The 12,778-nt window shown below is 71.1% G+C and carries 11 protein-coding genes; 5 read left to right on the top strand and 6 right to left on the bottom strand.

The annotated features are described in order from the left end of the window. Positions 1-70 precede the first annotated feature (70 nt). Positions 71-1,012, bottom strand: a complete 942-nt coding sequence (locus NBZ85_RS18470; RefSeq protein ID WP_261556727.1) for an SDR family NAD(P)-dependent oxidoreductase — start codon at positions 1,010-1,012, stop codon at positions 71-73. 184 nt (positions 1,013-1,196) lie between these two features. On the opposite strand from NBZ85_RS18470, the gene NBZ85_RS18465 reads away from it, so the two are divergent. After that, positions 1,197-1,799, top strand: coding sequence for a TetR/AcrR family transcriptional regulator (locus tag NBZ85_RS18465; RefSeq protein WP_261556726.1), 603 nt, complete (start codon positions 1,197-1,199; stop codon positions 1,797-1,799). Between the two features lie 13 nt (positions 1,800-1,812). Here the strand turns inward: NBZ85_RS18465 and NBZ85_RS18460 are convergent, their stop codons facing one another. Continuing rightward, a complete protein-coding gene (locus NBZ85_RS18460) occupies positions 1,813-3,015 on the bottom strand; it encodes a thiolase family protein (protein WP_261556725.1) in 1,203 nt (400 codons plus the stop codon). A gap of 53 nt (positions 3,016-3,068) precedes the next feature. Beyond that, complete coding sequence (locus NBZ85_RS18455; protein ID WP_261556724.1) at positions 3,069-3,464, bottom strand: Zn-ribbon domain-containing OB-fold protein; 396 nt, start codon at positions 3,462-3,464, stop codon at positions 3,069-3,071. 427 nt (positions 3,465-3,891) lie between these two features. Here NBZ85_RS18455 and NBZ85_RS18450 point away from each other — a divergent pair, with 427 nt between their 5' ends. Both NBZ85_RS18450 and NBZ85_RS18445 read left to right on the top strand, forming a co-directional pair. Next, complete coding sequence (locus NBZ85_RS18450) at positions 3,892-4,365, top strand: Lrp/AsnC family transcriptional regulator (protein ID WP_261556723.1); 474 nt, start codon at positions 3,892-3,894, stop codon at positions 4,363-4,365. 67 nt (positions 4,366-4,432) lie between these two features. Beyond that, the gene (locus NBZ85_RS18445) at positions 4,433-4,825 is read left to right on the top strand and encodes a small ribosomal subunit Rsm22 family protein (RefSeq protein ID WP_368861405.1); all 393 of its coding nucleotides are present in this window, start codon (positions 4,433-4,435) and stop codon (positions 4,823-4,825) included. A 63-nt stretch (positions 4,826-4,888) separates the two neighbouring features. Here NBZ85_RS18445 and NBZ85_RS18440 read toward each other — a convergent pair whose 3' ends face one another. From NBZ85_RS18440 to NBZ85_RS18430, 3 genes are all read right to left on the bottom strand, one after another. Next, positions 4,889-6,688: an RHS repeat-associated core domain-containing protein gene (locus NBZ85_RS18440; protein WP_261556721.1), complete on the bottom strand. Its 1,800-nt coding sequence runs from the start codon at positions 6,686-6,688 to the stop codon at positions 4,889-4,891. Positions 6,689-6,761: 73 nt separating this feature from the next. Further along, positions 6,762-9,242, bottom strand: a complete 2,481-nt coding sequence (locus tag NBZ85_RS18435; protein ID WP_261556720.1) for a DNRLRE domain-containing protein — start codon at positions 9,240-9,242, stop codon at positions 6,762-6,764. A 612-nt stretch (positions 9,243-9,854) separates the two neighbouring features. After that, on the bottom strand, positions 9,855-10,559 hold the full coding sequence (locus NBZ85_RS18430; RefSeq protein ID WP_261556719.1) for a LuxR C-terminal-related transcriptional regulator: 705 nt from the start codon (positions 10,557-10,559) through the stop codon (positions 9,855-9,857). A gap of 756 nt (positions 10,560-11,315) precedes the next feature. Here NBZ85_RS18430 and NBZ85_RS18425 point away from each other — a divergent pair. Next, complete coding sequence (locus NBZ85_RS18425; RefSeq protein ID WP_261556718.1) at positions 11,316-11,810, top strand: hypothetical protein; 495 nt, start codon at positions 11,316-11,318, stop codon at positions 11,808-11,810. Further along, positions 11,723-12,634 (top strand): lytic transglycosylase domain-containing protein, encoded by a 912-nt coding sequence (locus NBZ85_RS18420; RefSeq protein WP_261556717.1) that lies wholly within the window; start codon positions 11,723-11,725, stop codon positions 12,632-12,634. The genes NBZ85_RS18425 and NBZ85_RS18420 overlap by 88 nt, the downstream gene beginning before the upstream one ends. Positions 12,635-12,778: the final 144 nt, after the last annotated feature.

Raw genomic sequence — 12,778 nt, 5'->3', positions numbered from 1 at the left:
CCACCCCCACCGATCGCACCCTGAAATCGCCGCCCCGGCCGTATGCCGCTCGTGGGCAGGTCGGCGCTGGTCAGCCGGCCAAGGTGGCGAGGCTGACGTTCCACAACCGGGCGGCCGAGCTCGGGTCGAGGGCGTAGCCCGCCACCCCGGTGCGGCTACCCGGCTGGTTCGGCCCGGCCTCGTTGCAGTCCTCGAAGTACCGGCCGCTGACCCCGGCGACCACCGGCGACGCGGCGAGCAGCACCGACGTCGACGCCCCCTGCTCGGGTGTCTTCCAGGAGATCCCCCCGCCGCCGCCGCTCTGGGCCCGCAGCCGGTCGAGTTCGGCGTCGGTGACGTGGCGCTGCAGCTTGGTGCGGATGCCGCCGGGCATGAGCGCGTTGACGGCGATGCCGTCGTCCGCCCACCGCCGGGTCGCCTCGACGGCGAACAGCACGTTGGCCGTCTTCGACTGCCCGTAGGCCAACCACGGCTCGTACGGCCGCTCGAGGAAGTGGATGTCGTCGAACACGACGTCGGAGCGCAGGTGCGCACTGGAGCTCACCGACACCACCCGCGCGCCGCCGGCCGCGGCCAGCGCCGGGCGCAGACCCGTCGCCAGCGCGAAGTGCCCGAGATGGTTGGTGGCGAACTGCAGCTCCCAGCCCTGCGGCGTGCGGGTCTCCGGGGAGGCCATCACCCCGGCGTTGTTGACGAGGATGTGCAGCGGACCCTGCCAGCCGTTGACGAACGCGGCGACGGAGGCGGGCTGCGCGAGGTCCAGCGCAGCGACGGTGACCTGGTCGTTGCCGGTCGACGCGGTGAGATCGGCGGCGACCCGGGCACCGGCGTCGAGGTCACGGACCGTGATCGTGACCTGCGCGCCCGCCGTGGCCAGTGCCCGCGCCGTCTCGACGCCGATGCCCGAGGAGGCACCGGTCACGATGGCCCGCCGGCCGGACAGGTCGACCTCCGCCAGCACCTCGGCCGCGGTCGAGGTCGCGGAGAACGGCGTGGTGATCAAAGTGCTCACAGTCAGGTCCTCACTATGTGCTCGACGGAATCGGGCGGGCACCCGGTCGATATGATGGCGGTGGCGGGGCGATCGCGGCGACGACCCGCCCAGGCCGTGGCGCGTCGGCGCCCACAGCGCCCGAACAGTTCCGGTGGGGCGATGCTTCCCGGCCGCGGTGATCCTGGCCGCGGGGAGGAGAGCGATGCCGGCACAGGGCACGACCAGGCCGCTGCGGGCCGATGCCCGCCGCAACCGCGAGCAGGTTCTCGGCGCCGCCCTGCGGGCCTTCTCCGCCGCAGGGCCGGGCGTGCCGCTGGAGGCCGTCGCGAAGGACGCCGGCGTCGGCATCGCCACCCTCTACCGGCACTTCCCGACCCGCGAGGCGCTCGTCGAGGCGGTCTACCGCGCCGAACTCGGCCGGCTGTGCGACGCGGCACCGGCGCTGCTGGGCCGCGTGGCGCCGGACGCGGCCGTCCGCGCCTGGATGGACGCCTTCCTCGACTACACCACGGCCAAACGGGGGATGGCGGGCGCGCTGCGGGCCGTCATCGCCTCCGGGGGCGACCCGTTCGCCCACAGCCGCGAGCGGATGGTCGACGCCGTCACCTCGCTGCTCGGCGCCGGTGCCGCCGCCGGGACCGTGCGCGCCGACGTCGACCCGGTCGACGTGCTCACCGGGCTCGCCGGCGTCGCCCTCGCCGCCGGCGAACCCGCCCAGCGCGCGCAGGCGGGGCGCCTGCTGGACCTGTTCATGGACGGTCTGCGCCCCCGCCCCGCCGCGGCGCCCGCACCGGGCCGGGCGTAGCGACCGCGGTGGGTTAGGCGGCGGCACGTTCGAGGATGTGCACCCCGCAGGCCGAACCCAGCCCGATCACGTGGGCCAGGCCGACGCGGGCGCCGGGGATCTGCCGGTCGCCGGCCTCGCCGCGCAGATGGGTTGCCACCTCCCAGATGTTCGCGATGCCGGTCGCGGAGATCGGGTGCCCCTTGGATTCCAGCCCGCCGGAGACGTTCACCGGCGTCGACCCGTCCCGCCAGGTCGCGCCCGAGTCGAAGAAGTCCACCGCGCCGCCCTCCGGGCACAGCATCAGGTTGTCGTAGTGGACCAGTTCGGCGGTGGCGAAGCAGTCGTGCAGCTCGACGAGGTCGAGGTCCTCCGGGCCGACCCCGGCGGTGTCGTAGGCGCGCCGCGCGGCGTTGCGGGTCAGCGTGTTGACGTTCGGCAGCACCTGGCAGGCCTCCTCCCACGGGTCGGTGGTCAGCACCGAGGCGGAGATCTTCACCGCCCGGCGGCGCTGCTCGGGTGCGAGGGTCTTCAGCGCGGCACCGGTGACGAGAACCGCCGCGGCCGCACCGTCGCAGTTCGCCGAGCACATCGGCCGGGTGTTCGGGTAGGAGATCATGACGTCGTTCATGATCTCGTCCAGGGTGAACCGGCGCTGGTAGGAGGCCAGCGGGTTCAGCGTCGAGTGGGCGTGGTTCTTCTCCGAGATCCGGGCGAACAGCTCGAAGCTCGTGCCGCCGTAGCGGTGGCCGTACTCCATGCCGATCTGGGCGAAGACCCCGGGCATCGTCTCGGTGCCGATGCGCCCGTCGAGCGGGCCGACCGCGCCGAACCGGCCCTGCGGCGACCAGGTGGCCGAGTCGCCCACCCGCTCGCCGCCGGCGAGCAGCCCCGCGCCGGCGAGCTTCTCCACGCCGACGGCGAGCCCGAAGTCCGCCTCCCCGGCGCGCAGCGCCATGTGGACGACGCGGATCGCGGTCGCCCCCGTCGCACAGGCGTTGGCCACGTTGTAGACGGGGATGCCGGTCTGGCCCACCTGCTTCTGTAAGGCCTGGCCGATCCCGCCGCCGCCGCGCAGGTTGCCCGCGGCGAGGACGCCGATCTCCCGCATCGTGATCCCGGCGTCCGCGATCGCGTTCATGGTCGCCTCGGCGGCCAGGTCGATCAGATCCGAGTCGGGATGCTTGCCGAACCGCGTCATGCTGATGCCGAGAATCCAGACGTCGTCGCTGGCCATGGTCGTGTCTCCTGCCGAAGATGTGGGGCGGGTTCCCGGGACGGGAGCGGACTTCAGGGCCGGGGTTCGAAACCGAAGCTGATGGCCTCGGTGCCGGCCTGGTCGACGCCGACCGCGGTGAGCGCGAGGCGGACCTTCATTCCCAGGCGCACCGCCTCGGGCGTGGGCTCGACGTTGATGAGGTTGGCGCGCACGCTCGTGCCGGCGCAGTCCACCGTCGCCGAGACGAACGGGACGGGCACGCCCGGGGCGGCGTGGGCGACGATCGTGAAGGCCCGCACCTCGCCCTCGGTGGGGACATCCACCTGCGTGAAGGAGGTGCCGAAACAGTTCGCGCACGCGTTGCGCCGGTCGAAGAAACGTGCACCGCACGCGGTGCATTCGCGGGCGACCAGATGCGGCCGCTCACCGAGGACCAGATAGTCGACGAACGGAACGGTCTGCGGCACGGGCGGTGCTCCTCACGGGTCGGGAACCGTCCCCGGCCGACCGACCGGTGGACGCCTGGGTGGTCCGCCGCGGGATGGGCCGCGGTGGTGGTGGCGGCTCCCATGCCGGCCACGGCCCGGGGGGCGTGTCCGGGGGCCCCGATCACCATCCACCCCTTGTGGGCTTACCATTCGTCTCAGGCTGCGGCAACCGGTCCGTGGTACGGCCGCCCGCAGCGCCGCGCGGCGTACCGGATCCGGCCCGAAGGTGCCGGACGCGCACATCACGTAATCCATCCGTCTGCGTTTTCCCTGGTCGTGGGTTCCTCGCCCGGCACACACTCGGTACAACCCACCACATACCGGAACATGTTGCTACGATGTCCCGACCATGTAATGAATGTTCCGAGGGCGGCTCATCAATGCCCTGACGGCGAGGGGAATCGGCTTGGACGAGCTCGACCGGGCCTTGTTGCGCCTGTTGCAGCAGAATGGCCGGCGGACCAACCGGGATCTCGCCCTGGCCACCCACGTGGTGCCCTCGACCTCCCTGCAGCGGGTGCGTTCGCTGGTGGAACGGGGCATCATCAGCGGCTTTCGCGCCGAGGTCGATCTCGCCGCGATCGGCCGGCCGGTGCAGGCCCTGATATCCGTGCGGGTCCGGCCGCCCTCCCGGCTGGTGATCGAGGCTTTCCGCGCCTGGGCCGCCAACCTCTCCGAAACGGTCAGCCTGTTCTCCACGACCGGAACCTTCGATTTCCTCCTGCATGTCGCGGTGCCGGATGTCGACGAGCTCTACAACCTCGTCGTCGACCGGCTCACCGCCCGGCCCGAGGTCTTCGACGTGCAGACCAGCCTGGTGTTCGACCACCGCCGCTCGGCCGCGATCGAGCCGACCGAATCGGCCGCCCCCGCCGAATAGCCGCCGTCCCGACAACTTCCGAACCGGCCGCGGTCGCTCCGCCCTGCCGAGGCCACCCGGCCGCACCGTGCCCGGTCCGTCTCGGCGCCGGGCCCGGTACGGCGGCCCACGCCGCGGCGGAGCGGTGGCGGCCTGGTGGCGGGCCGCTGTGCTCGCCGCCGACGCCACGATCACCGATCCCTGCCCCGCCGACGGCGCCTGCCCGTTGCCGGGTGGCGACTGGTGCCATGTCGCCCGCCGCGTCGAGCGCAGCGCACTGCACCGGATGACGAAGGACGTCGCCCTCGGCCACGAGGACGAGAAATACACGTACCTGGTGGCCTCCCGGCGGGCCACCCCGCACGCCGGCGGGCCGGTGGCTGTGCGCCCCGGTGGCCCGCTCCTGCCACCGGCCCGTCTCCGGACCGCCGCCGCATTCTCCGGATCGGCACCGCAGGCCGCGGCACAGACCTCATCGTGAGAGCGCCATGTCTGCCCGGGGACCGGTGACGAGGATTACCGGGGGCGAAAAAACGTACTCCGACTAATTACTGCAGCATCCTGCCTCAAACAGGTTGACAGGTTCCGTGATTGTCGCGGCGGCCCCGAGGATAAAGGAAGTCTCTTTAAGGATGCCAGTGATAGGGAAGGCGCCGGTGGGGTCGAGGTTGTTGGCGGGGTCGCCGCCGGCGTAGGTGTAGGGGTTGGCGCGGGCGGGGTCGTCGATGGTGCTGACGGCGTCGGACTGGGTCCAGGTGGCGGTGGTGGGGTTGTAGTAGCGGAGGCCGATTTTGTAGAGGCCGGTGGGGTCGAGGTATTCGCTGGCGTAGCGGTAGGGGTTGGTGGGGAGGGTGCCGTTGACGGCGGTGGCGGTGGCCTGGTCGCGGTAGGGGCTGTAGGTGTAGCGGGCGCGTTCGGTGCCCGAGCTGTCGATGAGGCCGACGATGTTTTCCTGGCCGTCGACGACGTAGTGGTAGGTGGTGTAGCCGCTGCCGCCCGGGACGAGCAGGGATATCAGTCCGCCCTGGGGGTCGCGTGCCACGTGCGTTGTCTGCCCGCCGGAGGTGAAACTATGCACTCCGAGCAGGCCACTGCGAAACGTTGTTCCGCCCGCGGAGGTGCGGAGCACGTTGGTGTCCCCGGCATAGCCGTAGGCGGTGGCCGAGCCGCCGGAGGTCTGGGTGGAGGAGGTGAGCTGGTCGGCGCCGTTGTAGGCCATCGTGTAAATCTGCTGGTTACGGGTCTGGTTGCCCTCGCCGTCGTAGGTGAAGCTGCCGGTCCCACCGGAGGGAAGCGGGGAGCAGGGGGCGCCGGTCCCCGGGTTCGTGGTCGTCGTCCAGCAGTTCTGGTTCGCCGAGTTGTAACCGAAGTAGGTGGTGGCGCCGGTGCCGCGCTTGGCGGTCAGCCGGCTGCCGGTGTCGTAGGTGTAGCTGGCGACCGTGCCCGCGATCATGTCCTTGCGACCCTGGATCTGGTTACGGTCGGTGCTGCTCGCCGTGGTGCAGGTCCCCGAGGTGTAGGGGGAGTAGCAGTACTCGTAGTCCATGACCCGGTTGGCGTCCGCATCGCTCGACGCCCGGGTCGTCTTGATCCGCTTCACCCGCCCGCTGGTGTCGAACGTGGTGTGGGTGTGCAGCGCGTAGGAGGTCGGCGGCGTCGCGGTGTTCGCCGACGCCCAGGTGTCGATCCGGCGGCCGTCGGCGTCGTAGCCGAACACGGTGCGGTTACCGGCCCGGTCGATCATCGTCGCGACGTTGTTCACCTGGTCGTAGGTGTAGGTGGTGGTGCCGCTGAGCTCGCTGACGGTCAGCAGGTTGGACGCCGCGTCATAGGTGTAGGTGGTCGTCGAGCTGTCCGGCAGGGTCATCGACGTCAGGCGGGACAGGCCGTCGTAGCCGTAGGTCGTCGTGCCGGCGGCGTCGTCGCGCTCGATGAGGTTGCCCGCATGGTCGTAGACGAAGGTGAGGTCGGTGGTGGTGTCCGAATAGTTGACCCCGGTGAGGCGGTCGTTGCCCGTGTACGAGTAGTCGACGGTCACCCCGGTGCCGGTGACCAGTTCGTGGAGCCGTTCGCCGTTGTCGAAGTCGACCGTCCGCTGCGCCAGGCTGTTACCCGCGGGCGGATTGACGTGCTGAAGCTGATGCGTGGTCACGCCGTTGTAGGTGGTGGTGGTGTAGGTGTAGGTGGTGACGTTGCCGTTCGGGTCGGTCGACGTGTTCGGCTGGCCGTCGGGGTAGTAGGCCACCGTCGCCTCCGCGCCGAAGGCGTTCTCGTTGGCGGTGAGGTTGCCGGGGCCGTCGTAGGTGAACAGCGAGCGGTTGTCCGCCGCGTCCGAGGAGCACATCGGCAGGTGGGTCTGGGGATTCGTCGGCGCGGGCGTGGAAGCGGGGCACGACGGGTCGGTGTTCGTGTAGCCGTCACTTGGTGGTCGCGCCGAGCGGGCCCACGGTGGTCGTCAGGCTGCCGCCGCTGTTCGCACCCCACGTGTTGGTGAAGGTGCCGCCGACCGCGTTCGTCGCCGACCCCACCCGGGCCTGCGCGGTCCAGGTCGTCGAGCGGTTGTTGCCCAGGGCGTCGGTGACCTTGGTGACCCGGGTGCCGTAGTCCCGGTTCTCCACCGTGTAGGTGGTGGTGTGGGAGAGGGCGTCGGTCACCGTGCGGGTCGGCGGGCTGGCCGTGTCGTTGTAGGCGAACGTGGTCGTGTTGTCGACCCCGGAGCTGGGATGGCGGGTGACGGTCAGCACCCGGCCGGCGCTGTCGTAGGTGAAGTCGGTGATGCGGCCGTCCGGATCGTAGAAGCGGGACAGCTCGTCCTCGGCCGAGCCGAAGTCGGCGTACTCGTAGCTGCGGACCTCACCGCCGGCGTCGACGGTGTAGTCCAGGTTCCAGCCGACGTAGTGGAAGGTGGCCGTCCGGCCGACGGCGGTGTCCGAGATCGAGGTGAGGAAGTCCTTGCCGCTGGGCGAGTCGTTGGTGTAGTTCGCCTGGATGATCCGCCCGCGGGTGTCCTTGATGGTCGACAGGAACCCCTCGGCGTAGCCAGGCCGGGCGGTGTAGTCGAAGGTCGTGACGTTGCCGTTGCGGTCGGTGACCTTCCAGAGCTGGTAGGTGAGGTTCCCCGGATCGGTGGTGAACGTCTTGAACACGTACACGGCCTTGGAGTCGTCGAACGTCAGCCGGAACTGGCCGGACGCCGGCACGTTCTCCTCCAGCTTCGCGTTGAGCCCCGGCGGGGTGGTGTAGGTCAGGCCGCCGCCGGACTCGAAGACGAACGGCGTGCCGGACTCGTCGTAGAAGGTCGCGCCGTTCTGGGTGACGCCGTTGCCGTTGCGCATGATGTACACCCCGGTGGACAGCCGCCACCGGTTGATCCCCAGCGGCGTGTCGGCGCCGTTCTGGAACACCGCCGCCTCGCCGGAGTTGTACGACCGGTACACGGTGAGCGGCCGGCCGACACCGTTGATGGAGTACTCGACGCACTGCACCAGCAGGTTGCCGTTGCCGACGTTGACGCCCGCGTCGCAGCTGCTGTCGAGCTTCTGCCCGGTGAACGTGTTGAAGTCCCGCCGGCCGGTCTGGGTGCTCCAGTCGACGGTCATCGTCGGCCGGTCACCCGAGGCCGTCGCCTGCGTCGAGGCGACCTGCACCACCCCGGTCGTGGCGCTGTCGTCCGCCTTCAGGATGAGACCCTGGTTGGGGACGGCGCCGCTCACCCAGTCCTGCGCGAGCTTGCCGGCGTACATGTGCCATGCGCCGGTGGTGGACGTGATGTTCTTGATGTCGTAGGCCGACCCGCTCGTCGCGTCGCCGGTCCACGCCGCGCTGCCGCTGTTGTTCCAGGTCGCCGCCGTCGTCCAGGACTGCGACAGCCGCAGCAGGTAGACGGGGAAGTTCAGCGAGCCCGCAGACGACCCGGTCACGGTGAGCCTGATGTCGGCGGTCTTCACCACCGCATACTTGGGGATCGCCGACAGGTCGAAGCTCATCAGGGCCCGCCGGCGCGCGTTGCCGCTGGCCGCCGGGCCGTACCCGATTTCCATGAGGCCGGACGAGCAGTAGTTCGTCGTGGCGTAGGAGCCGTCGGCGATGTAGCAGTCGGTGATCTGGCTGGGCCCGATCGTCACCGTCGGGTCGACGACGACCGGCCAGGACCTGTTCTTCGCCGTGAGCCAGTCCTTCGCCAGAGTCTGGGTCAGCGTCGTCGCCGGTGCCGTCGCCGTCGCCGTCGTCGGTGACGGTGACGCCGCGCCGCCGCCGGCCGGCGGGGACGCGGTGGCGAGGGTCGAGGCCACCGCGGCGCGGCCGGACAGGCGGTCACCGGCGTCCTCGGCGAACGACGACGGCAGGGTGAACACCGGCGTGTCGTCGGAGCCGGTGACGGCGAAGCCCTTGCCGGCGGTCCGGGCGGACAGCCCCGCGGAGGTCGTGATCTGGAACGGGAAGGAGGTGGCCGCGGCGGCGTCCTTCACCACCAGCGACTCCTTCACCCCGGTGGAGAGCACCGTGTAGACGAGGGTGACACCGGGCAGCGCGTCCGCGTAGGTGATCGTCGCCCCGTCGACGACTCCCTTCGCGGTGGCGCCGTCGAGCTGCAGGCCCACCCAGCGACCGCCGCGCGAGACCCGGATCGGGCCGTCCGCCAGGGTGCTCGGGAACTGGGCGCCGTAGCCGGCGGCCTTCGCCTGCCAGGCGAAACCCTTCACGGTGGAGGCGACGAGCGTGGTGTCGATCGGCTGCCAGGCGCCGTGGGAGTCCGGGTAGTTGATCGGCGAGGAGGAGACCTCGGTCCGGTACACGCCCTGCGTCGTCTCGACCGTCCGTGACGTCGCGGTCCGCAGGCCCGGGAGCTCGCGGGCGACCGGTGTGCCGCTCGCCCCGCCCGGCGGAGCGGGTCGCACCGAGCCCTCGGTGGGCGGCCTGGTGAACTTTGGAGGTGGCGCGGCGCTGGCCGGCCGGCATCAGGACCGGAAGGGCGAGACTCCCGACGGCGACCACGCCCGTGGTGAACACGGCGAGCCGACGCCGGAGGGTGCGACGTCCATGTTTTCGCAATGAGACTCCCAGGTGCTGCCCGTTCCCGGGAGCGCCGACAGAGCCGACCCGGCAGAGCCGACCCGAGCGGGCGGCGGGTCAACGCAGGGCCACAGTCGGACTGGCGCATGCGCGATACCCGGCCAACTGCCGAGTGGTTTGGCCTGACGGATAGCGGGCACCGGGAAGAGGAAGGGCCGGAACGGAAAGAACCACGGCAATCGTGGAACATGATCCGAATGTTGCGCATCGGCCGCTCGGAGGAATTTCGGCCCGGCCCACTCCACCGGTCAGAGATTTGTCTCCGCCGTTGTATCCGCCTCTTCTACTCCGCGCGGAGGAGAACTGTGGAGATGCGAAAGGAACCGTCTCGGCCGTGGACGGCGGACCGTGGACGACGGGCGGCGGGTGGCGGGCGGCCATGACGGTGCTACGCGGAATAAGAGGCCGGAGAAAGAGGTTCGGGGGGACGCCCCGGCTCAGCTGGCGATGTTCGGGTACAGGTCGGCCTCGGCCATCTGCCGCGCGATCCGGGCCGCCTGCACCCGCGACGGAACGCCCAGCTTTCCGAGCAGCGACTGCATATGCGTTTTGACCGTGGTGGGGCTCACACCGAGGATGCCGGCGATTTCGGCGTTGGACCGGTCGGCGACCACGAGGAGTCCGAGCACCTCGCGTTCTCTGCGGGTCAGCCGATCCACCCGGGCGGCCAGGGCCGTCGGCATCGGCGTGAAGGTGCGCCGTAGCCGGGTGGTGAGGATCTCCGCCGCGCGTGGGCTGAGCACGGTCCCGTCGCCCGCGGCCACATCGCGCACGGCGGCACCCAGCCGGCCGGAGTGCAGCTCGTCCTTGAACACGAAGCCGCTGGCCCCCGCCACCAGGGCATTGAGGACGTGACGCTCGCTGCGTGGACCGGCGGCGAGGAGAAGGACTCCCGTGCCAGCCAGGACGGGGTCGGACGTGATCATCCTGGTGGCCGCGAGCCCGTCCAGTTCGGGCATCGCGCAGTCCATCACCGCCACCCTGGGACGGTGGCGGCGGACCGCGCGGACCGCCGCCACGCCGTCGGCGGCGTCCGCGACCAGGTGTAGCCCGCGTTCCGCCACGAGCAGGTCCCGCAGGCCCGCGCGGGCGAGATAGTCGCCGTCGGCCAGCACGATCGACACGGTTTCAACGGCCCGCATCGCCGGCCTCCCCCGGGAGGCGGCCGGCGGACCCGTCGAGGTAAAAGCCCTGGTCACGGAGGATCCGCGGAGCGGCGAGGTGACGGCGGGTCGTCGACATTCCGCCGGCGCTTTCACCCGATGGCGAGCCAGCCGGGGCGCCAACCGCCGACACGGACATGCGATCGCTCCTATCTGATGATCCGCATCCAGATCATCTGCGCCCGGAGTGGGCGAACAATGCTGCCGAAGGTGTCAGGGAGCATCACACGCGAAAAGTTCAGCCGTCCACCTGTTGCGCATCTTTTGTTCGATTGCTACCTTCCTCGCTGTCCGGTCGTATCGATCGGGGCGTTTGCCGATCAAGTCTTCGCTACATTGCGTGACCCGAGTCGCCGCCCCGAAGATTGACGCTCGATTACGTCTTCACTCCGGGGAGCCGGTTGGGGCACCGTCTCGTCGACAGAATGCAGTAACGCCCACCGCGTGGCGCCGAGGTTTACGCGGTTCGAGACACTGCGCATCAGTCATCCCGCCCCTCCGGGGTGGCTGGTGCGCAGTCCCGCACAGGTAATCTTCGCGTTCCGCCGATGATCGGTACACGTTTCAAACGGCGTGGATTACCACTGCCTTTCCCTGGCTCGGGAAGATCTTCCCCGGCCTGTTCGCCTGGCTTTTCGGAGGCTGCCGATGGGTGCGCACCGCCGTACACCGACGAGGCATCGCGCCCGGCGCCCGGCGCGTCGACGACCCACCCATCGACGGTCCCCCGCGGGCGTGCGGGTCGCTCTCCTGCCGGTCACCGCCGCCGTCGGCATCCTGCTGCTGTGCACCGCGGCGTCGCCGCCCGTGCCGGGAGCGGGGGTGGGCCTCGCCGAGCTGGGCGCGCAACCGCCACGCGGTGGCGACTGGACGATGCCGGATCTCATCCCGCAGAGCCGCCCCGGGACCGGACAGGGCGACGCACCCGCGCCGGCGCCGACCGCGGCGCCACCTTCTCCGGGTCCAACGTCGGGTCCAACGTCGGGTCCGACCGACGCCACGCTCGCGGCCGTGGCCACCGGCCGCAGCCGAGCCACGATCACCCTGGCCGCCGGCGACCGGGGCATCCCCGCCCGCATGCTCGCCGCCTACCACGCCGCGGCGAACCGCACCGGCACCGAACAGCCCGGCTGCCACCTGCCGTGGCCGCTACTCGCCGGGATCGGCAAGGTCGAGTCCGGCCACGCCGCCGGCCACCGCATCACCGCATCACCGCCGACGGCACCCTGACCGGCGCCATCCTCGGCCCGCCCCTCGACGGCCGCGGCGGCCGTGCCCTCATCCGCGACACCGACCGCGGCGTCCTCGACCACGACCGACGCTACGACCGGGCCGTCGGACCCATGCAGTTCATCCCGACGACCTGGGCCGGCGCCGGGCGGGACAACTCCGGCGACGGCCGCGCCGATCCCGCCAACATCGACGACGCCGCCCTGGCCGCCGCCGGCTACCTGTGCCGCGGCCACCGGGACCTGGCCGACCCGGCCGCGCTGCGCGCCGCGATCTACAGCTACAACCCGTCGGCCACCTACGTTCGCGCCGTCCTGGCCTGGACCGCCGGCTACACCACCGCGGTCGTGGCCCGGCTGTCAACCGGTCGACCCGTGGCACCCGGCCCCGTTGCCACGGCCACACCGGCTCCCGGGACGCCGCCGCCGGACGTGACGGCACCGCCCCCCGCGCCCACCGCCTCCACACCGTCCGTGGCTACGACCTCCTCGTCCGTACCGTCCGTACCGTCCGTGTCCGCCGCGCCGGCGGCGTCCACCATGGCCCCGGCGCCCACCGCCTCCACGGAGCGGACCTCCGACCCGGGGCGTCCGCGGGGATTCGCCGGGCCCGCGGCTGGCTCCGCGCTGGGCCCACCCCCTGCTCCCAGCGCCGCCGTCACACCCCGGGCACCGCAGGACCAGCAGGAGCCGGACCCTCGCGGTCCGGGCGCCACCCCGGCCGGGTCGCCCAGCGGCTCCCTGCTCGTCGTCGACCTCACCCCGGCCGGCAAAAGTCCACGGTCACCTGCGGTGACAGACACCCTCGCCCCGTCCGGTGGGTGAGCCGTCTGTACTACCCCACGTTCCCGAAGCCGCAGGTCAGGCCTCCGTCGGGAAACGTGGTGTGGTGTCGCGGACACCCCACGCGAACTTCCAGAAATCGGGCGCTCTACCCTGATGACGATTCCGCATGAACCGGTACGGGAC

The sequence above is a fragment of the Frankia tisae genome (assembly GCF_025403405.1).
Taxonomy (GTDB): Bacteria; Actinomycetota; Actinomycetes; order Frankiales; family Frankiaceae; genus Frankia; species Frankia tisai.
Note: the sequence above shows the minus strand (reverse complement) of the source record. Positions and strands in the feature narration are given on the sequence as shown.